Consider the following 22,207-nt stretch of genomic DNA (forward strand, 5'->3'; position numbering starts at 1 on the left):
AAATGAGCATGTCAAGAAACAGGTGGTAACGCACCTGTTATTTAGAGCTATTCTGAAAGACGACCTTCATACACAATACTGAGTTCGCCATAAATTTTGCCCCATTTCTGTATCGGCATCGACCATTTTTTTGTTGCCTCAAAAGTTGCCAGATAAAGGGCTTTCAAAAGCGCCTTATCACTGGAGAAAAACACTTCTCAGCCGGTTCAGTTTACGATACGTGGCATTCAGGCTCTCAATGGCATTGGTCGTATAGATCACTTTTCGTACATTGGTTGAAAATTTGAAAATTGGTGAAATAGCATCCCAGTTCTGCGACCAGCTGTTCATGCTGTTCGGGTATCTGTCAGACCATTTTTTTAAAAAACCTGGTTGAGGGCTTCCAGCGCTCAGTCCTCGGATGCTGCCTGATAAATGGATTTCAGATCCGCTGCGAAATTTTTTCGGTCTTTGTAAGAAACATATTTGAGGGTATTACGGATTTGATAAACAATACAGCGCTGATATTCGGTATTCGGAAAGGCCGCTGAAATGGCTTCCTTTATGCCGGTAAGACCGTCCGTACATATGATCAGAATATCTTTTACACCACGGTTTTTCAGCTCATAAAAAACACTGAGCCAGTATTTTGAGCTTTCGTTTTCATCGATCCGAATCGTCAGAACTTCCTTGTGTCCGTCAGTATTGATCTCAAGAATAACGTAAGCTGCAATTTTTCGGATAATACCGTTATCCCTTACTGAGTAATGAATCGCATCAATATAAATTACAGGATAAACTGCTGATAACGGCCGGTTCTGCCAGGCTTCAATTTCCGGCATGATTTTATTTATCCGTAACATCGGAAATGAACCCTTCTGAAGCCTCGAAACCATAGATATCCATCAGCGTTTCGGAAATCTGACGGGTCGTCTGGAACGCGGATTTTCATGCTTCCATAACTGCTGTTGATCTGTTTTGCCTTATATCCATTTTGGGAATCTTCGTTATCTGATCGTTCAGATTTTTCATAGCCAAGATGGGCATCCATTTCCGCTTCCATCATCTCTTTGTTGTGCTGCCCCCAGCAGATCCTTTAGTGCATCCTGAATATCACTGGCGGATTCAATATCGTATTCCTCCTGAAGCTGCCGTAGGATGTTTTCGTTTTCCTTCCGTCATTGTGACTTCATGTACAGGATTTTTCCTTTTTGTCATAATAAAAGCCTCTATTTGATTTTTAGTTTATCACAGCAGACTTCTTTTGTGTTATTTACAGAAAAACTTTCACATTCTCGTTTCGTACTATGAAAGATCAGTGGCTGGCCAGTCTGGATACCCGCGATTTCACTGCGCTTTTGGAGCTACGTGACCACCTGCGGCTTATGTACTGCGCTATAATCAGATCCCGCATTAATCGCTTAAAGGCCTGTCACCTCAGGATCACTTCCTTTCGGAACCCTAACACATTCGCCAACTTTCCGATTCGGAAATCGAAAAGCATTTTCTTCTGGAGATCGAACGGCGAGTTTCCATAGACAGCGTCATCACCATCGATCAGGTGGAATACGAAGTGGACTGCCGTTTTGCTGGGCTATTTCCCGGACATGAATAAAATCTTTATCACTGAAGCTGATGGTACTTTCTGTCTCACTGCTTTATCCTTTATTTCATCTTCGAACTCAACCATTCTATTTTTTGTGCGCACAAACTTTTTCTACCAGAAGATTGTATTGCTTCTGGTTTTCGGCGATACTGGCATTTTCGTCAATAAATATTTGTACTTCTTTAACAATCATCTGATAATCATTCTTGTGTTTTAGCAATTTTCCCAGCAATTGTGTTAACTTTTTCGATCTGTTCTGAGATTTCTGCCAGACTTTTCTCTGTCTGATTAGGAATCAGATTACCAACCATTAGTTTTTTCTACATATCCTTCGATAAGTGCTGTGGTTTCCCTTGCAGCTTGAGCACTTTTAGACGCTAATACCCTGACCCTTCGGCAGCTACCGCAAAACCCTTACCAAGCTCTCCGGCACGTGCTGCTTCAACATCGGCATTCAAGGCCAGTATATTTGTTTGAAACGCGATCTCATATATAACTTTGATAATTTTCGAAATATTGCTTGACGATTCATCAACTTCTGACATAGTGTCAATCATGGCACTTATTTGCTGATTGCTCTCTTCGGCGTTCTTTCTGGCTTTATTTGCCAGATTACTTGCCTCTTTAGCATCCAGAGCATTGCGATCAGTTTCAGCAGCGATTTCATTCATATATGTTGACAGCTCCTGGATCGCATCGTTCTGCTCATTTGCGCCGATTGATAAGGACATACCTACCTTGTGAAATTTGTGTAGCCCCAATCTTAACCTGCCCGGCTGATAAATCAATTTCTGACATCATTACATTTAATGAATCAAATATTTTATTGATCGATATCTTGATTGACTGAAAATCTCCAAGATAATCAGAGGTAATTACAAAATCCAGGTTCCCCTTGCTTATTTCTTCCAGAGACCTGGTGATTTCATTAATATACTGATTGAGTATAAAGACAAGACTATTCATATCCCGATTAATTCTGTCATTTTGTCCCTGATAGTTTCCTGTCATCTGAACACTGAGATTTCCATTAGCTAGATCCGTTAATACCGCAGAAGCTTCTTTTATCGGTTTCGTAATAGCATTTAGAGTTGAATTGAAACCAGCCATAATTTTTTCATATTCTCTCTGATACTGATCAACCTGTCCACGAATATCCAAATTTCCACTCATCGCTGAGTGGGTCAGATTTTCAGTTTCCTTGACAAGATTTGAAATATTTTCCATTAAAGTAATCAGGCTCGGGACAAGCTGATCATTCTCACTTTGTTTTCCTGCCTCATAAAGATATACCAGATTATTTATATCACCATCAACAACCAGATTTATCGTATCAACTATAAAATTAAAAGCATTATAAAGGACATTAATAGTATCAGCAGTGTCTTTATAGATACCTTTGGATTCAATTTCCATCTTTTGTGAAAAATCGTTTAAAGCCATTAAACCTAAAACCCTCTTCCCTTCCTGCAGCCCTTCCAACCCATCGATACATGCATTCAGGTCTTCCTGCATTGTCTTATAATCCTTCGACACTTCATCCAAACTCTTTTCCAGTATTTGACCATTGGCAATCACATTAAAATGATTCACATTCATTTTATACGGCATCACGATTGAATCCAGAATAGTATTTTCTTTTTCAATAAATTCGCTGAAACTGCCCTTCAAATTATTCTGATTGCCTCTAAAATCATGTTCACCTGTTACAATAGTAGAATATACCGCATTTCGCTCTCCCCTAACACCTCTTAACTCATTCTGTAATTTTTTTAAATTATCTGTCAGCAGATCACTTTCCAATCCGTTCTCTAGCTCGGCTGATAAAACACCCGCTGCTAAAAGCTCTGCAAACGCAACTGTTTTTTCTGTTTTCAACAATTTTTCGGCTTAATTCCACTACAACAAACATTTCCATATTATTATCGTTTTTTATGAAGCAGTTGTCATAATTGTTTGTCAGGATTTGTTCCAGCAGATTATTTATGAATAATTACTGACAATACAATGAAGCAACTAATTTACATACTGCTTATAATTTAAAAACTCACCTTGCTTTTTTCCCATAAAGATACCTAAAATTTGTTCACAATCCCGTTGCATTAACTATTTCTGAGATTGTTTTGGTGTTATTTCCACAGAAAAAATGAAAACTCTTTATTCCAAGATTTTTTAAACTTTCAATCTGTTTAATGGTATACTCTATACCTGCCTTTTTAAATTCTTGTGAATCATCTCCGTAACGACCAATAATTTTTGATAATTCCTGAGGGATTGAAATTCCATTTAAAAGACAAACTTGAAGAACACTCTTTTTATTAATTACAGGTAGAATACCAATATCAACCGGTAAATGCATCCCTTTCTTCTCACAATAAACCAACCATTTTGCGATCGCTGATGGATCAAAACAAATCTGAGTAATGATCTTATCAGCTCCAAAATCCTGCTTAAGTTTTAGCTGACTAATATCTGACTCTTGAGAAGATGCATAAAGATGAGTTTCCGGATATCCTGCAATCGCTACTCTTGCAGTTGCTTTTTTTGTTTTGATAGTCTCAATAAAACTAAATAATTGTGGAAATAAATCATTTCTTAGTTGATGATATTGGAAATCACCCCTTATCACAAAATAATGCTCGATCCCAATCGAAAGATATGCATTTAATCGATCAATTAATTCTGTTTTGTTCTTACCACCAATTGAAAAGTTCGTCATTGACACAGTTCGATTATCCATCTTAATAGTTTTACACAATTCAAAATTACGCTTAAAATTAGCATCTTTTATGCCGTTGATATTGCAACTTATGTAATCAGGCACTAATTCATAAAGATTAGTAAGCATTTTCTTTTGGTTCAGCACTTTTTGCTGATTTTGCATAGGACTAATTTCAAATGATACTTCCACTATTTTTTTAACCTCTTTCAATAATGCTCATTTCAACTCCAGTTTATAATCACCTATTTCATTCCCTAACATGAATACTACACGAGCAACTTCATCCGGATCTGAAATCGGTGCAGTTGGGCTGGTATTTCTTAATTCTTCAATTGCTGGGGGAGTCTGCATTACCATTGCACATGGTGTCAGCATTCCACCCGGAACTACACAGTTGATTATTTTTTCCGTGTGGCTTCAGTTTTCGTAACAATGACTGAGAAATTCCAATAACACCGCTTTTGAAGCAACATATTTAGCTATACATCCAAAAGATGTTCCATAGAAAGCTTGCTGTAGAAGCCATGTTTATCACTTTCCCTAATTATTTCAGAAAAATATCACAACATTTCCAAGAACATTATACCCAAGCCAGAATTCAGATGGTAATCATGATACTACTAGTTTTTTTACTCTCAATTTCCTCATAAAAACAGTCATTCTTGAAGCTTTTTTCATCAAAATTGGTTGTTTCTTGTATTAGATCTTGTTTAAAAAACCAACATCTAATAATATTTCATTGGTTTCCTGGGCTTTGTTCATTGTATAAAGATGAAGCCCCTCCATTCCGGCATTCATAAATCGGCTGATCTGTTTTTTTGAATACTCCATCCCCGCCTTTTTAAATTCTTCCGGATTGTTTCCATATAACCCGATTATTTTTGATAGCTCGGTGGGAATGGCAATACCATTGATATAGGAAGCAAAGACCGTCGTATTTTTAGAAAGGATTGGCAACACTCCGGCTACAACAGGGATCGTAATACCAGCCTTACGAATCTGCTCGAGCCACTTTTTAAAAATATCAACATCATGACAGGCCTGAGCCATAATATAATCGGCTCCCAAGTCCTGTTTGATTTTAAGCCGGGTAACATCAAGTGCACCATTTGAGCAATCGATATGGCCTTCCGGATTCCCGCTAATGGCAATTGAAAACTCTGTAAATTCTTTTTTTATATACGCAACTAATTCCGAAGCATAATTAAATACCCCTCCGGTTGAAGTCTGCTCTTTAGGAAAATCACCACGTAAAGCCAACACATCTTTGACACCCATGTTTTCAAAATCCTGCAAATCTTTTTTTATTTCAGCTTTTGAGTGATTAATACAGTTGTAATGGGTTACTGGAATGGTAGCCTTGTCTTTTGCAATAATCTCGACGGTTTCCTTGCTTCTACCCGGCGCTGAACCACCTGCGCCATAAGTACAATTAATAAAATCCGGCGAGTAACGGTACAAAGCATCAAGCAGGCTCTTCATTTCAGCTATGTCCTGCTCCGGTTTTAACGGAAACACCTCGAAGGATAGGGTCATTTTTTCTTTAAAACAATCTGTTACTTTCATATTTTTCATGTACGATCTCAAACATCATACCTCTCCTTTTTTATTCTGTCAGTTAGGCATTTGCGAAATGCCGATACTGGTATTGTTCAGCTAATTTTCTCTACAATTATAATAAAAAATCTCCTGTTTAATTTATTCAATTGTCATTCAGACATTTGATTTCCAAAATCTTATATCCATCCCTGATAGATTTTTACTCCTTCCGCAGCATTGATCGTAAATGCATCGGCACCTACAAACTCACAAACTTCTTTTGTAAGCGGATTGCCTCCAATAATAATGTTTGATGTAATCCCTTCTACCTTTAATGCTTCAGTTGTTTCCTTCATGACGTCAATTGCCCGTGTCAGTACGCCGCTCATTCCAATAACCTGCGGATTGAGTTCTTTTGATTTGGCTACAAAATCAGCAACTTCTATATCGATTCCAAGATCAATCACCTTAAAACCCGCTGCTTCCGACATGCTTTTGAAAATGGTTTTGCCAAGATCATGCAAATCACCATGTACAGTTCCAAGAACAATGGTACCGGCTGCTGTTTCTTCGTCACTTCCAAGTATAGGTTTTAATATATTAATTGCTTCTGTTAAAAGCTTACTCGCAAAAATTAGATCCCCTAAAAAATAATTACCTGATTCAAAACGATCCCTAACGTTAGATATTCCAGCCTGACAGGCAGCTATCGCTTCCAGTGCTTCTGTTTCCGATGGACTTGTTGCTACAAATTCCTTTAGCAGGTACATAACCTGATTTTCTTCCAATTCTCCCATTGCCTGTTTTAATACTTTGAAATTTAACACTTCGTTTGCTCCTCGTATAATTTTTTTACCTCTTACAGTTTTCTGTATCCGTATTTTATTAATAAATTCTTTCCTTCGGTGCTTGTCAAGATATTTGTCGTTTTTTGTTTTGTTTAATTCCCCAACGAATTTATCGATTGTACATTCTTCATCTTTTTTTACATTTAGTCAATGCTCTTCTTTCAGTGACCAGTTGCGAATATTTTTAGCCCAGCGGTTAGGACTCTTTTGGCGTGTTTCCTCATAAACAGCTGTACAGATGAAAAAATCTTTTTATTCTTTCCAGAGTGCCTCTGATTTGGAGTCAGGAAAGTCACAAACCACCACTTCAAGCGGTGGTTTGATATTAGCCCTATATTAGCCAGCCCTACTCGATCAACCTAAAGGTAGATATTATCATCTTGTCTCTAAAAGAGGTTATTTGTTTCCACAGTGATATTTCTGTCAGACTTTTCTCCGTCTAATCAGCAATCAGATTACCAACCTCCACTTTTTCATTAGACTAAAGTAAGATTAGGCAAAAATTTCTTTTATTCTTCCCAGGAATGAGAAGTCAAGTATCTAATCAATATATTACACAAGTAATTCAAGTTTTTCAATTTTCATGCTGTATATAATTTTCTAAAATTAATGTGCAATGTGTTTATTCATAAAAAAAGCGCCTAGCGGCGCAAATCAACATACAAACATTACATTAATTAATACCCTGACACTCTATAATTTTATATGATAGTAAAACATATAAAAGATCATTGACATCACTAAGATCCATTTTTATTATCTCGTTGATTTTTTCCATATGCTTGATAAAAGTACCCCGGTGAATAAACAATTCCTGTGAAGATTTAACTGCATTCATTTGACAATCTAAATATGTTCTCAATTCCTTAAAATAAGAAGTAGCGTTTTCTTGATCATACTCTAAAAGTCTTAGTACACCTTTTGCACATAGGGTATCTGGTGGAAACTCTTTACAAGCTTGTAAAGCTACATAATTTAAAACGTAATCTTCAAACTTAAACAGCGTCATATCAGGATTAAATTTACTACCAATATCAATTGCGGTACAAGCTTGTTTAAAGTACGTGGACGCATTTTTAATATTACAGAAACTATTACTGATTCCAGCCTTGTAACCCAAATTTTTTAATTGATATTCTAAATTGATCAAGAAGTTGCTATTTTCATCGATAAAGTTAGAATATATAAAAATTACAAGCACATCATCATGCACAAATACAACGGAATTTGGAATTACTGTCTCTAAATGCTCACACAAATACTTGCCAAATAACATTTTAGAAGCATCCACTAATTTGCACTTCACACATATATAATCCTCTTTTATACTGAGATACTCTTCATTCCGTAAAAATCCAGAATCAATGTTCTCACCATTTAAGTTCATAATAAAATAAGCCTTCAACCAATCAGTCCGGCTACTTTGTATATAGACATACTCATTTACACATTTTGTAATATACGAACTTGCATACTCCAAAAGTGCTTCATCTGAAGGGCGGAATTTTCTATTTGACTCCACTAAATAACAACCGCATACATATCGATCATTATCGTAAACGTTTACACATATGGCATCTTTGTTTATTTTACTGCATGAACTATGAAAAACCCTCTTCTTTTTTCGATTATGGTCGATTCTATCTTTACATTCTAGAAATATTTCGTATGAAACTTTCATTTGACCATCGTCTTGACAGTGTAATTCTGGAAATTGAGCGGCAAAATCTTTATAGTCTTTGGAGTACGCAATGAATTTCAAATCAATATCAATAAGGCTCATAGGATTATTGAAAACCTCTACAACCTTATCAATCAACTCAAACAAATCCTTTTTTTTATCGACTATCTGCCTTAAGCTATTATTCCATTCTTCATATCTATCAAATAAGCATTGCAGGAAATTCATCACAAAACCAATGTCATATTTAGAATCCATACATATAAGAGTAATACTAGCAGAATAATAAATTTTATGTTCCGGAGTTCCGATACAAACTAATACTACCGACTTAGTAAAATTAGGGTGATCTGAGAGATCATCCGCCTTTGCCACATAAAGTCTATCAGGTTCAAATTCCATTCCAAACTTATATAACAATGGTCTTTTCAACTTAAGTTTTTGACTATTAAGTCCATAGAATTGAACATTCTGAAAGGATTCGGATAAATTATCATATAAAATATCAGGATTAAGAAACACCAACCTCACTCCAATCAATGCTTATTAGTAATAATTTTAATTATATAACATCTACAGCTTAAGTTAAAGTATACTTTCCAACTTGTTACAAGGACGATTCATATGCGATATAGCGATGTTCCTCATCTACCAGCCTGGGAACGATCTGACGGTGGCTGCCTCTGATATTTTTCTGAAGTCACGAGTCCAATAATCTCATTCCGTTCTTCGGGGGACAGTTTATAGGAAGGCGCCGGAAGAATGGCTAAAGAGCGCTGATCTCCAAGGGGTGTTGACGGATTTTTCCATCACTGAAATGTATGTTCACTGATCTGAAGTTCATCTCAGGCCAGAAATTGTCGTGCGCCATGCTCCGTGACTTCTTCAATTAATTCAACAGACAGCTTGCGGTCTGAGGCTGAGATCATTTGTCCTCGGATTCCCTCAGACCGCTTGGGCCCTTTTTCAGAGCGTAAGTAATGCTGTCGTTTTTACCAGAGCTGCTAACTTTCTTTTTAGTTAACGATTGAGCTGCCCTGCCTTAGGGTTTTATTCAGATCCTTTTTTAGTCTTTGAGATTCCTTTGTAACACTGCCTATTGGCATTGACGCATGCATCCCTTCAGGCTTCAATCTGTTTTCAATATAAAGACATTTTTCCCGGCAGTATTCAGCCAGCTCTGCCTGATTTCATTCGAGTGGTTTCCTGTGCATTCAGAAATTTATTTTCGCTGCATCAAGTTTCTGATGTACCGCTACCCAATGGTGTTGCCACTCTAGAAGCCTTTGCCTCTCTTTTCCACATTCATATATGGCATCTCCTGAATCAAGTTCTTTAATTTATGTCTTTTTTTATTCGATTGCGGCCAGTCCTGCATTAGCAACTATCATATCTTCTTCAACTGTTCCACCACTAACGCCGATGCCGCCGATAATCTGACCATCGCATTTGATTGGAAAACCGCCACCGAAAACAACCATCCGACCTTTGTCACAAGTAGCTAAGCCAAATAGTGAGCCTGATTCCTTGCAGAGGTCAGCAGCTGCATCGGTACTCATTTTTAGAGCAACGGATGTATAGGCTTTATTCGTTGCAATATCAATGCTGGCCAACAGTGAGTCTTCCATGCGGTTTAAAAGAACCTGTTTTCCTGCATTATCACAAACCGCTATGACCATCGGGACATTGATTTCGATCGCTTTTACTGCTGCCGCATCTGCCATTTTCTTTGCCTTATCCAATAATTTTCCTGTTGTAGTCATCGTATCCTCCAAATTTAAATATTATTTTATTAAACATCTAAAACACTTTTGGTTATAAACATAACTTCGTCAACACTTCTTCTATTGTCTCCAATTTCACCGATAATTCGACTATTGCATTTAAATAGCAAAAATGATCACCTAACAACTATCCAAGCACAGGGGGTTCCCATTGAATTATTGATATTATAAAAATGCAATCAGCTTAATTATTTGTTTCTAACTCTTGCATTATCAACATCATAGAAGATACGATCAGTAAGAATTGCCGTATATTTACCAATAGTGACTCGATCTCCTACTTTTGCTTTTGCATTTTCAATCAAAGCAAACCCAATATTCTTTTCAATGGTATATCCATATGTAAATGTAGTGACATTACCAACAACTTCGCCGTTAATCATAACCTGTTCTTTGGGTTCGATAACAGCAGCATCATCGTCAACTGTAAAACCAAGCAAAGCATGTTTCGGTCCGTGTGTTTTAACAATTTCCAAAGCAGCTTTCCCTAGAAACTTTTTATCCCAGGATACTGTCCAATCAAAACCAACTTCCAAAGGATTTGTTCCTGCAAGATCGCTCATAAGAACATATCCTTTTTCTCTCGGCAAACTTGTGATGATAACATCAGTTGCAATTATTGAAATACCGTGCTTGAAGCCATAATCTTCAAGCTTTGATTCGACCAATGCCTTGTCATCAGGTTTGCAGTAGATTTCATAACCCAGTTCACCGGTATATCCGCTACGTGCGATTTTGACTGGCACATTATCAATCATATTATCTTTAATCGTAAAAAGTTTCATATCATCAATTTTTTCTTTGAGAAAATCGTTCAGTACTGCACCTGATTTCGGCCCCTGCACTGCGTACATGGTAGTAACAGGTGTGATATCCTTATAACTGACATCCATTTTTTCTTTATGCGCGTCAAACCATCTGATCATATCGCTAATATATAGCGTCGAAACCCAATATAATTCGTCATCAATACGGAATACAATGACATCATCAATGATGACACCGTCTTCATTAAGCATTGTTGTATATTTCGCTTCGCCCACTTTTGCTTTCGCAATAGAACTTACAAAAATATAGTCTAGAAATGCTTTAGCATCTTTTCCCGTTACTTCTAGTAGCTGATGCGTGAAATCGTAGTATCCCACTGCATTTCTAATTGTTTCATGCTCTTTTCTAATTCCAGCTTCGTTTTTTCTCATATTTTCTCCTTATCACTCATATTACTTTTAGATTAAAGTAACATTTGACAAAACTTTCTTTTATTATTCCCGGGAATGTGAAGTCAAGTACTTAATCAATATATTACACAAATAATTCAATTTTTACAATTTTCACACTGTATATAATTTTCTTAAATTATTGTGCAATGTGTTTATTCATAAAAAAATTGCGCCAAGCGACGCAACAGCTGTCAAATTATATAGATGATACGCTGTGAATAGTTAGATTATCTATATCTATTTTTCTATTTTTCTTTACACACTAATGAGCATTTATCAGTCAGCTGCACAAAAGTACTGCCGCATGTTCCGCAGATGATATCTTTACAAATTAATATTTCAGTGGTTATTTTTGCTTTAGCGGTATTAATGATTTGTAATCGGGTTTGGCTAAAATCTCAATCAGTGTGGTCGTGATTCATTTCTATAAGTTACTGGAATCAGCCAGATCTGCAACGTATATAACTCAGTCCAGCCCCGCAAACAATTCCCCATTTATTTCAAAGATATTCTCTATAGGAATTTTGGTTTTGTCCAGCATCACAACTATATGATCATAAACATCAATCTTTATGACTATACCAGCGACGGTGATATAGCTGCCACCGTCTTTTATCTCGTCCGGCTGGAAGTATGTGATGGAGACTTGGGGTTGGCTGGCAATCTGCTTGGCCAGCAGATTCAACCGCAGTTCGATATCTGCTTTGGCATCCTCTGTCAGATCTTTTCGCTCCCCTGTGAGCCGAGCTGTTTCCACGATAGCTTCCCCATGTTTGGTAAGCGCTGCAAAGGGCGAAAACTGCGCCGCTCGATCGGTAATTGGCATAGGGGTGCGGGAAGATGAAACGTGATGAGGCAAGTGGATAATGTCATCATATGAACCCATTATGCTTTATGTCCTCCGATCTGATCATTACGATCCCTGGTGGTGGCCCCTTCTTGCAGATTCATACCCTTGAGGATTGCGTTCTTGCCAAATTTTTTCTTAATGACCAGGATGGATTTTTGCATCTCTTTCTCTCTTTCAAGCTCTGCTTCTTCCGCTGCCTGCTGCTTTTCCAAGGCAGCATAATCGGTAAAAAGGTCGAGTTGTTCATATGAAGCAGCTTTGGGCGCTGATGCTTCGGGGATGACATGGTTTGCGGTTATATTCACTCGGCGCACCAGCAGTCGCTTATCTATAATGCGGTCGAAGAGCATTGTAACCGCATCAATTATGCACTTGGACGAGGCCGTATGCCTGCCAAAATTCTCGGTGCCGTGGGCATGTTTAGGCAACTGCCGGCCATAGTGGTCTGTGGTGACTTCACCCTTATAAGATTGCCGGAGCTCTGGGTCCTGCAAATTTCGGATGTCATAACCAACTGTTAGTACCAACTGATCCGTTACCATTTGTTTGTCGACCAAATTCAAGGCCAGTAGATCGGCCATTTCCCGTACGATGAGTCTGGCTTTATCGACGGGATAAGGGTACTGTAAGACCTGGCCGGAGCTAATACTGTTGGTGGTTGGCTTATAGGCTTTAACATCTGCAATGGTGCATGGTTCCCAGCCCCAAGCATGATCGATGAGCAGCTCCGCATTTACGCCAAACAGCTTGTAGAGCAGGGACTCATTATAGAAATCACCTATTTTCCCGAGGGAACACCTGGCCACATCGCCCATCGTTAAAAGGCCGTGAGCCTCGAGCTTTTTGGCGGTAGCCTTGCCTACTCGCCAGAAATCGGTAAGCGGTCGATGACCCCATAGGGATTGACGATAACTCATCTCGGTAAGCTCTGCAATACGTACACCGTTTTTATCCGGTTTGACATGCTTGGCTCCGATGTCCATAGCAATCTTGGCGAGATACAAATTTGTACCGATGCCCGCTGCAGCTGTGATGCCCGTGGTTTTCAGTACATCCCGAATGATTTTCATGGTCAGTTCACGAGCAGTCAGCTTGTAGGTATTCAGATAATTTGTCACATCCATGAAAACCTCATCGATGGAATACACATGAATATCTTCAGGAGCGATATATTTGAGATATACATTGTAAATACGTGTGCTATAATCAACATACAGCTCCATGCGAGGCGGGGCTACGATGTAATCCAGTTCCAGTTCCGGTGATGATTTAAGTTGAGCATCATCATAAGAGGAACCGGTAAAAATGCGATTTGGTGCCTTTTGCTGTCGCTGAGCATTGGCTTCTTTCACCTTCTGCACCACCTCAAACAACCTTGCTCTACCGGAAATACCGTGGGTTTTCAGGGGCGGCGACACCGCAAGGCAAATGGTTTTTTCTGTTCGAGCAGCGTCAGCCACCACCAAGTTTGTGGTCAGTGGATCGAGCTGACGTTCGATACACTCCACCGAAGCGTAAAAACTTTTCAGATCTATGGCAATATATATTCTGTTTTTCACACTCACAGCCCCTTTTTTTTTTACTTTTTTAGGTTACATATTATACCACATGCTGCTTCTAAATTATACTGTCATGAGGGATACAATTGGTCATCTTCTTGATGACATCCCCACAGAAGCAACTCTGTTTTTTCTACCAATGGTACAACAAAAAAGAGCTGAATTTAAAAAAGTATCGATAGACTTGACTTCTAATTTTTTGAAGAGGTTAAGAATTGGATCTTAGAAATGAGGTAATCTTTGCTCGACACGACATAAAGCAAGTCATATATGCCTATCTGTATTTGGAAACTGGTCCAGGAACCATTTGTGACAGTCTTGATCAAATATTACAAAGTATAATGCTCTTATTCTTTGCCACCTCGTGAGTATGCTGCCTTTTTTTTCATTACACCATGGTATCGCTGTTCATGAGAACCAACCATGTGGGCAAGTGGAGATTTTCGTTCACATACATTTTCAACTTGTGCAACAAATTCACTTGCTTTTTCTAATGTATTACTTTGTGAACTAATAACTGGCTTCTGTTTTGTCGGCACTTTTAGTTGATTTTTTTTACTATTACTGCTCACTTTTTTTGATGCAACGTCGGAAGCTACTCCAATAACTATCGGAACACCAACCATTATTATTTTTGTGGCAACTGGGTGTTGTTCTGAAAACTTTGAAATGGTCACTGTCGCCCGCAGAATTTTATCTCCAAAACTTGACTTTTTCTTTAATTCTACTTTGCTTTTAGGAGTAATTGGCTCTGCACTATTTATAAATATTATTTTATTATCAGTTTTATCGTCTATCTCTGAATTGTCTTTGGTTTTATCATCTATAACTTTTTCTTCATCAGAAACAACTTTCTTATTAGAGACTGTTCCTAACGGTAAATCACTAATATTGGTAATTGGATTACTCAATTCAATTACAACACATGGCTCTAAATTGCCATTTTCAAAGAATTCTGTTTCCCCGGTGATATAATCAAAATATCCACAAGTAGGGTTTTGATAATTTCCATCATGCGCTTGTAAGTGCTCCGACCTTGATAAAAACTCTACATTCTGAGGATTGCCTTGGTGTTCAGGAAATCTCTCAACATTTAGCATATGATGGCCTTCGAAAGCTTTTCCTTTTTCATCATAGGCTTTTCCTTTTTCAAGGATATCCTTCTGTTGTTCAGGAGTCCAGTCTCTAGTACCTTTTCCTTCTTGGACTAATTGTTGCTCATCATTCCATGCTTTACAAATAGCTTTATTGGCTTCGGAGGTTCTTCTAGACATAGAATCAGCCTCCTATACCTAATAAATCATATAAATCCATCAGGAAAGAAAAAAAGTCAGAGTATACTTCGTCATCTTCTATTCTACCAGCCTTGTGATTGTAGATAGCAATTTTTTCGGTTTCTTTTTCAAAAAGAATAGGATCACCAGATGCTAAGGCACCAATTACAATGTAATTATCACTGGGTCTGTCGCTATCATCAATATCAATTATTGGCATATGATCTACCCCGTATAACTGAATTCCGGCAGGTAAGAAGAATTCTCCACCATCCGAAAAGCGCAACCACTTTTTATACTGAAGTGGCAGCGTAATGTTATTTTTATTTTCAAAGCCCGATATTTTATCGTCTGTTGTTTCTGGGAGGAATGCCATCTTCCCTTGATCATTTAATTTATCAACTATTTTCTTTAATTCATCTGAAATCATATAATTCACCTTCCACACAGAATAATTTCTTTCATGATTTTATTAAACGAGTAGGAATATCTTTTACGCTGTATGATCCCATTAATTGATGGTTAGTTGCAATCTCCTGTTCAAGACAGGTAACCCATATATTAATGCCCCTCTAGATCACTACTAAACAGATCGAACTTTATAAAAACTATTAATATGAAAGAAAACTGGCTTTTTATTATACTTTATTCTGTACTTTAACAGCAGCTTTAATTTTATTAGCAATTTTTTCATACACTTCTAAGCCAATAGCCTCAGCTGTTTCAAAAGTAACAAATAAACTGTAATTTACTTTTTCTTTTAACTTTTCAGCATCATCTTTACAGTTTATCTTTATTAATAAAACATTGTTTTCATCCCAAACAACTGCACTTTCACCAAAGAATATTTCATGCTGAAGAGTTCCTTTTCTTACATTTTGCCAATCACTGTTACAACGCTCTAATTTCAATTTTTCTAAGTCTTCAATTTCAAACCAAAGTTGTGTAGACCTATATTTTTGTTTCGAAGGATTTGTTGGTGCTAAATATGATAATGTAACTGTTAATTTTCGACTTATTTTCGATTTTGAAAAATTAAAAGGTAACGGCAATCTAAAAACATGTGCTTCATCAGGACATAATTCCCCTAAGCCAATCAGAGTTACTCTGTTTTTAGCGCCTTCTTGAACTTTTTGAATATTTGGTATTCCATTTCCTAGCCATCTACTAAGCTTTTTTTGTGATTCGGAAACACAGCATGATAGTTTTTCTCCGACATTATCCCAAGATGCACCATGCGTCAACATCCCTTTAATTAGCGTTGCTATATGACTAGGAGGCATTGCTATATCATTTTCGTTAACAAAAATGTCATATAAAACTTCATAACAAATACCAGCTTCATGTGTGAGTTGAGCTGTTGCATCGCTCGTTCCAAAAGTGAAGCTACAACCATCAGACGTTCCATCTAAATAAGGAGCTGCTGATTTACATCCAGGTTCATTTACATTTTTAACCCATTTAGTTTTTTGTTTCACGATATCTTCTCTTAAAAATTTTCTACCACCACAGAAAAAAAGATCAGGTGTAATTATATTATTATATCCAAATCCAAATCCTGATATTGGACTCGGAAACCCTTTTTGAACAGCAAATGCTTGTCTTTGGTTTTCATCAAGGTCACAGAAATCTGAATACGTTGCACCTATCGTTAAATTATTAATCGATTCTGCTGGTGAAAGAACCTTTAAATAACCTTTGTTATCAGATAAAGTCTCAAATACCTTATTTGTTCGTTCTTCAATAGTTAAGGCTTTAAAATTAGTGAAGGTCTCCGTGAAGACATCTTCAAAACGGCTTTGATTTCCAGCACTGATTATGAATAGAATACCATATTTATAACTTAGCCAATCAAGTAGTCTCGAGAGAGGGCTCATTGTTGTTGCGAACTGCCTGCAAGAATCACCTATAGAAAAATTAACAATTCTAACTGTTGGCGCTACACCACTTTCGTTGCCATCGCCATCAATCATCCTTTTTACTGAACGATGAATTAAATCTACTATCAAGACATCATCAGGAACCATTTCTATTGATCCATCAAGTTGTTCATATGGTTTTAGGATAGGTCTAAAGTATATTTGTCTATGCAGAGATGGACAATTATTATTTAAATCTCCGTGTATTACGTAAGAGGCCATCGATGTCCCGTGTTTCCTATCTTTAACTTGATATTGAGTTTCATATTCGTCAGGATCGTCAATAACAAGTCTCCCTTTTAATAGTCCATGATTTTGCATTGGCATTCCATCAAAAATCGCGATAATTGGATCTAACGAGTTATTAGTTTCCTTTATTTCCTTTTCGCATTCATATAAATTATTGGAATCTTCATTATGAAAAAAAGATTGGCATGTGGGTCTAAAAAACATTATACCATCAATATTAACAAGGGAAATATTTTCATAATTTTTAACAAGGTGCTCAATTTCCTTCTTAGGCAAATTAACAAGCAAAGAATGGTAAAGTATGTCTTCAATATAACATATTTGTAAAATTTTCCCACCCATTGAAGTAATTGCATTTTTAACTTCTTCAACAGCTAAATCTCGTTTTCTTTCTTCGTTACGACAAAAAAGTTCCACTTCAAATGGAACTGGCTTTTCCCCATCAAATTCTAGATTTTCTTTCCAGTACTCAAGTGCATTTGTTTCATAAATTCGATCTTGTGCGCCCCATACTCTAATCGTTTTCAGTAATTGAAATACATCTCTTAAAGGTGTGGTGCCACGTGGAAAAACATTTTCTTCACCGGCACTGAATTTTTTCCACATCGAGATCAACTGTTTCATTGCTACTTGATTGGTCATAACACAATACACTCTGCCGTTTAAGCAATGGTCATCTTTTTCACCTAAATCATTTTTTTTATAGAAATCTTCATCTGGCTCAATATCATTAGTTACGTGATCAAACATCCATTCAAGACCATCGACTTTTTTTACAGCTTTGTAAAAATTATCTACACTTCCGATCACCTCAAAAACTAACGCGTATTCTGGATTAATTCCAATAGTTGATTTTTGTAAATTAATGCTTTTAGAGTCAAACGCTTTTTTAAGCTCAGTAAAAACCGGTTCAAGTCTTTTATACTGTCTTTGAGCAGTTGGTTTAAATATTTTTCCTGGTGGAAATGGATGGCCCTTGGTTTTATCTGCTATCTGTGGTTCTGGAAATAATAGTAATGGTCTTTCGCTCATAATTATTCACTCACTTCCAAGTTACTTATTTCAGGTTTTTTAATTTGAGTATCCCAAAGTTCTAATTCTTTTTCAGTTATTTTTTTGTTATTTGCATTTGGTAAATTTAGAATATATTGTCTATATATGGAAAGTCCTAACTCCTCACATTCCGCAAAACTTAAACCTAGTGATCTTTTAGCCAAATTTAGAGGAGATATTCCAAACTTGAAATTTTTTTTCTTTTCAAACATAGTATACCATTTTTCTAAATCGTTTTGTTCCGGTTTTGGTAAAAATAGCTTTACTTGAAATCTTCTCCATGCAGCTTTGTCTAATAGTCCTTCATGATTAGTCGCACCAATTACTACAACATAACTAGGTAAAGAATCAATATGCAACAATAGCGAACTAACGACTCTTTTTATTTCACCAGTTTCATGCATATCCCCTCGCTCTTTACCTAGAGTCTCAAATTCATCAAAGAATAAAACACATTGTCTGGATTTTGCGTATTCAATCAATTTTGATAGCTTAGTCGCTGTTTCTCCTAGGTATGAACCAATAATACTCTCATATCTCACCGTTAATAATGGAACAGATAATGATTCTGCAATAGCTTCAGCTAAAGATGTTTTACCATTGCCAGGAGGACCAACTAGTAGAATTTTATTTCTTGGCTCTATACCATATGATCTTAAAATATCCACACGCATCTGTTCTTCAATTATTTCGTTACAACTCTCTAAAACATTTTTCGGCAATAGAAGTTCAGAAATTCTTTTTTGTGGATATTTTTCCCAAATTAAATTTTGTTCATTTGTACCATTGTTAATAATTACTGGCCCATTCACTTCTTTTATTCCAGGTTTCGTTGTTTTTAATAAGTCTTCTATTTTTTTACCTAATACTTTGTGCTGTTTAGAATATTCTTCTGCACAAATAGCCTCTGCAGCTCTTTTAAAATTCATAGTGTCATTCGTCAATCCATATTTGATTAAATCACAAAGCAAATCTGCTCTAGCCATGTTTTTACCCCCGTTTATCCACTTTAAAAAATAATTTCTTTAAATATTGTTGATGTCAATAAAGCTATTTTCGCAAAATTCATAAAAAGCTTTTTGTGCAAGTTTACTCGGAATTGCCCTTTTGTTTTCCCATCTATTAACGGTTGCATAACTAACGCATAGGGCGTCAGCTAATTCAGATTGACTCAAATCAAGAATTTCTCTAACTTTTCTTACGACCTCAGAAAATTCCATATCAGCACCTCCATATAACATATGTTATAATACTATAGCAGATGTTATATGTAAATATAATAAAATATAATATTAGTTCAAATCCTTACCCAACATAAAAAAATCACAACCGCTTCCCCATTTTTATCAACGCAGATGTGATCCAAGGTCTGTTTGACCAGCTCCGGCTTGATTTCATCAATATTGCCATACTCCAATAACAGGCGTTTAAGCTCCCCGGCCCGATAATCTTTCAAAGCATCCCCGCTTAGCTTGATTTCTTCCGGATGGTCCACCAGGTGGTTCCATGCGTTTATGAATAGTGTTTCGATAAATTCGGCTTTTACTTTAACATCGGTACAATACATTTCTCTAGGAGACTGATCGCTTAGCCAGTAGATATTTTTGGAACGATCGGCCCATAGCTTTCTCGGAGGTGGATTATACATCTTTCCTTCAATCAGCGTTCCCTTTTTCCCTTGAAAGGTTTTACAACGCCAGTATTTCTTCCCCTCATTATCGGTCAACTGCATATAAGTACTGCCGCAGGTTTCACAAATAATTCTGCCGGCAAAAGGAAATCGATCACTCTGATTATGGTATCGACCATTTGTGATGTGATGATCCTTACAGTATTGTTTCTGCCGCATAAATTCAAGCTGGACCAGGTCCCATATTGGTTTTTCAATAATCGCTGGATGGGTATCTTCAACATAAGGTTTCGGTAATTCGCCCTGATTCTTGGCTCGTTTCTTGGTCAAACAGCAGGTATTGTAGGTTTTTTGAAACTGCGTGTCGCCTTTATATTTCTCATTGATCAATACTTTTTTAATATGGCTTGGACACCAGCCTTTTCCACCATAAGCCATTGGTACTTTTTCATCTGTCAGTCGTTTTGCGATTTGATACCCACCATAGCCGTCCAGAAATTCCTCATAAATGCGCCGGACAATGACCGCCTGCTCTTGATTTATTACCAGATTGCCTTCATCATCTTTATCGTAACCCAGAAACTTTCCACTGGGAATACTTTTGATGTTGCCCCGCTCATACTGCTTATGAATCCCCCATTTCACATTGTCCGATTGGGTCTGGCTTTCATTTTGAGCAACCGCTAAAATCAGGGTGAGTAGCACCTCCCCCTCGCTTTTGATGGTATGGATGTTTTCTTTTTCAAAATATACATCAATCCCCAGTTCACTAAGTTCCCGAATGCAGTTAAGGCAATCCAGGGTATTTCGTCCAAACCGGGAAACCGACTTTGTGATGATCATCTCGAACTTGTGCTCCCTGGCATCGGCCATCATTTGGTTGAAGGCTTCTCTTTTCTTAAGGCTAGTACCAGAGATGCCTTCATCCGCATAAATCCCTGAAAAGATATAATCCTCATTTTCCTGCAGCAGTCGACTATAATAATCAACCTGGGCAGCATAGCTTGTTGCCTGCTCATTGCTTCCGCTGGAAACCCGACAATAAGCGGCGACGTGAAGCTTCTTCTCTGCTACATCTGCACAAGCCTCAACTGCTTCATTGCTCTTTGCTGACGGGTCTAAGCGAAAAATCATTCTTGGTTTTTGGGTGATGGTTTTTTCCATGACACTGCTCCTCTACAATTATTTGCATTTCAGTATTTAATAAATTTTGTTCTTCCAAAAGTTCTCTTAGAATCTTTTCCTTTGGCCGAACGCCCTTACAAACCGATTTTCCTTGTTGCATATAAGTTTTGCAAATCCAAAAGATTTGTTTCTTAAAACCTGTGACACGTATCAAAGTCTGGTGACAGTATGGGCAAATGAATCGGCCGGAAAATGGGTAGGTCTTTTTTGAACGAGTTTTTCTTAATTCCTGTGCTTTAAACCAGTCCGCCTGATCGATAATTGGCGGAAAACAACCGCTCACATAATATTTATTTTGCTGTCCTTTATTTCGCAGCTGTCTGCCTTTTTCATCAACATACGATTTTTGAAGAAGGCAATCCCCCATATACTTTTCATTTGAGATAACCCGAAGGATTCTTTCCGAGGTCCAAACCCTTTTAAATTCAATCGGTACTTTTTCTTCATTAAAATCTTTTGCAATCTGATTACCAGTGATTCCCGACAGATAGCGTTTAAAGATTAATCTGACAATGTCAGCTTCGTCGGGCTTTATCACAGGATTGCGATTCTTATCGGTCGTGTAGCCAAAGACGCGATCCGGACTATGTAACGTCTTTCCGGCCTGGTAGTTCTTTTGAATGGACCATTTGATGTTCTGGCTTACTGATTTTCGTTCTGCTTCGGCAAGAGACCCAAGAACTGTCAGCATTAACTCCCCTTCAGCATGAAGGGTATTTATGTGGTTTTCTTCAAAAATCACACCAACGTTTAACTGTTTTAATTCCCGGATTGTTTCAAGCAAAAACATGGTATTTCTGGCAAACCTTGAAATAGTTTTTGTAATGATCAGATCAATTTCCTGATTTCTTGTTGCCTCCATCATGGCATTAAAACCAGGGCGATCATTCTTTGCCCCGGATACCCCGACATCCGAATAGATCCCACAAAACTCATAATCCGGATGTGACGTGATTAGACGCTTAAAATACTGTTCCTGGTTCTCCAGTGAATTTAGTTGCAGATCGTGACCAGTTGATACCCGAATATAGGCACAGACCCGTTTGAGTTGATGATGTGAAATCCCCTTTCTTTTAGTGATCGTTTTGATTTCTCGATTTTCAGCCATC

Annotated in this window: 18 protein-coding genes and 1 pseudogene; all 19 read right to left on the bottom strand. The window is 37.4% G+C overall.

What is annotated here, in order from left to right:
• Nucleotides 1–47: 47 nt before the first annotated feature.
• The 19 genes and pseudogenes from U2P91_RS00085 to U2P91_RS00175 all read right to left on the bottom strand — a co-directional run bounded on the left by U2P91_RS00085 (nucleotide 48) and on the right by U2P91_RS00175 (nucleotide 22,206).
• Nucleotides 48–1,139 (bottom strand): annotated as a pseudogene (locus tag U2P91_RS00085) (IS256 family transposase).
• A gap of 531 nt (nucleotides 1,140–1,670) precedes the next feature.
• Nucleotides 1,671–1,805 carry a hypothetical protein gene (locus tag U2P91_RS00090; RefSeq protein ID WP_322518654.1) on the bottom strand — a complete coding sequence of 45 codons (135 nt, stop codon included), beginning with the start codon at nucleotides 1,803–1,805 and terminating at the stop codon, nucleotides 1,671–1,673.
• A 157-nt stretch (nucleotides 1,806–1,962) separates the two neighbouring features.
• On the bottom strand, nucleotides 1,963–2,316 hold the full coding sequence (locus tag U2P91_RS00095) for a methyl-accepting chemotaxis protein (protein WP_322518655.1): 354 nt from the start codon (nucleotides 2,314–2,316) through the stop codon (nucleotides 1,963–1,965).
• Nucleotides 2,291–3,463, bottom strand: coding sequence for a hypothetical protein (locus tag U2P91_RS00100; protein WP_322518656.1), 1,173 nt, complete (start codon nucleotides 3,461–3,463; stop codon nucleotides 2,291–2,293). The genes U2P91_RS00095 and U2P91_RS00100 overlap by 26 nt, the downstream gene beginning before the upstream one ends.
• Before the next feature lie 208 nt (nucleotides 3,464–3,671).
• A complete protein-coding gene (locus U2P91_RS00105) occupies nucleotides 3,672–4,517 on the bottom strand; it encodes a methylenetetrahydrofolate reductase (protein WP_322518657.1) in 846 nt (281 codons plus the stop codon).
• A 489-nt stretch (nucleotides 4,518–5,006) separates the two neighbouring features.
• Nucleotides 5,007–5,882, bottom strand: a complete 876-nt coding sequence (locus tag U2P91_RS00110; protein ID WP_322518658.1) for a methylenetetrahydrofolate reductase — start codon at nucleotides 5,880–5,882, stop codon at nucleotides 5,007–5,009.
• A 161-nt stretch (nucleotides 5,883–6,043) separates the two neighbouring features.
• Nucleotides 6,044–6,673, bottom strand: coding sequence for a cobalamin B12-binding domain-containing protein (locus U2P91_RS00115; protein ID WP_322518659.1), 630 nt, complete (start codon nucleotides 6,671–6,673; stop codon nucleotides 6,044–6,046).
• Nucleotides 6,674–7,367: 694 nt separating this feature from the next.
• Nucleotides 7,368–8,897, bottom strand: a complete 1,530-nt coding sequence (locus U2P91_RS00120; RefSeq protein ID WP_322518660.1) for a PucR family transcriptional regulator — start codon at nucleotides 8,895–8,897, stop codon at nucleotides 7,368–7,370.
• Between the two features lie 830 nt (nucleotides 8,898–9,727).
• Nucleotides 9,728–10,138, bottom strand: a complete 411-nt coding sequence (locus U2P91_RS00125; protein WP_322518661.1) for a GlcG/HbpS family heme-binding protein — start codon at nucleotides 10,136–10,138, stop codon at nucleotides 9,728–9,730.
• A gap of 209 nt (nucleotides 10,139–10,347) precedes the next feature.
• A complete protein-coding gene (locus tag U2P91_RS00130) occupies nucleotides 10,348–11,358 on the bottom strand; it encodes an aminomethyltransferase family protein (RefSeq protein ID WP_322518662.1) in 1,011 nt (336 codons plus the stop codon).
• Between the two features lie 487 nt (nucleotides 11,359–11,845).
• Nucleotides 11,846–12,265, bottom strand: coding sequence for a hypothetical protein (locus tag U2P91_RS00135; protein WP_322518663.1), 420 nt, complete (start codon nucleotides 12,263–12,265; stop codon nucleotides 11,846–11,848).
• Nucleotides 12,265–13,788, bottom strand: coding sequence for a DNA methylase (locus U2P91_RS00140; RefSeq protein WP_322518664.1), 1,524 nt, complete (start codon nucleotides 13,786–13,788; stop codon nucleotides 12,265–12,267). The genes U2P91_RS00135 and U2P91_RS00140 overlap by 1 nt, the downstream gene beginning before the upstream one ends.
• A 347-nt stretch (nucleotides 13,789–14,135) precedes the next feature.
• Complete coding sequence (locus tag U2P91_RS00145) at nucleotides 14,136–15,062, bottom strand: teneurin-3 (RefSeq protein WP_322518665.1); 927 nt, start codon at nucleotides 15,060–15,062, stop codon at nucleotides 14,136–14,138.
• 4 nt (nucleotides 15,063–15,066) lie between these two features.
• Nucleotides 15,067–15,492 (bottom strand): SMI1/KNR4 family protein, encoded by a 426-nt coding sequence (locus tag U2P91_RS00150; protein ID WP_322518666.1) that lies wholly within the window; start codon nucleotides 15,490–15,492, stop codon nucleotides 15,067–15,069.
• A 208-nt stretch (nucleotides 15,493–15,700) separates the two neighbouring features.
• Nucleotides 15,701–18,262, bottom strand: a complete 2,562-nt coding sequence (locus tag U2P91_RS00155) for a S8 family peptidase (RefSeq protein ID WP_322518667.1) — start codon at nucleotides 18,260–18,262, stop codon at nucleotides 15,701–15,703.
• Between the two features lie 2 nt (nucleotides 18,263–18,264).
• Nucleotides 18,265–19,269 carry an ATP-binding protein gene (locus U2P91_RS00160; RefSeq protein ID WP_322518668.1) on the bottom strand — a complete coding sequence of 335 codons (1,005 nt, stop codon included), beginning with the start codon at nucleotides 19,267–19,269 and terminating at the stop codon, nucleotides 18,265–18,267.
• A 39-nt stretch (nucleotides 19,270–19,308) separates the two neighbouring features.
• Entirely contained in the window at nucleotides 19,309–19,503 is a 195-nt protein-coding gene (locus tag U2P91_RS00165; RefSeq protein ID WP_303871926.1) for a helix-turn-helix domain-containing protein, read from the bottom strand.
• A 77-nt stretch (nucleotides 19,504–19,580) separates the two neighbouring features.
• The gene (locus tag U2P91_RS00170) at nucleotides 19,581–21,077 is read right to left on the bottom strand and encodes a recombinase family protein (protein ID WP_322518669.1); all 1,497 of its coding nucleotides are present in this window, start codon (nucleotides 21,075–21,077) and stop codon (nucleotides 19,581–19,583) included.
• Nucleotides 21,010–22,206: a recombinase family protein gene (locus tag U2P91_RS00175; protein WP_322518670.1), complete on the bottom strand. Its 1,197-nt coding sequence runs from the start codon at nucleotides 22,204–22,206 to the stop codon at nucleotides 21,010–21,012. The genes U2P91_RS00170 and U2P91_RS00175 overlap by 68 nt, the downstream gene beginning before the upstream one ends.
• Nucleotide 22,207 lies beyond the last annotated feature (1 nt).

Origin of the sequence: Acetobacterium sp. K1/6, assembly GCF_034438075.1 — a bacterium.
Lineage (GTDB): Bacteria > Bacillota > Clostridia > Eubacteriales > Eubacteriaceae > Acetobacterium > Acetobacterium carbinolicum.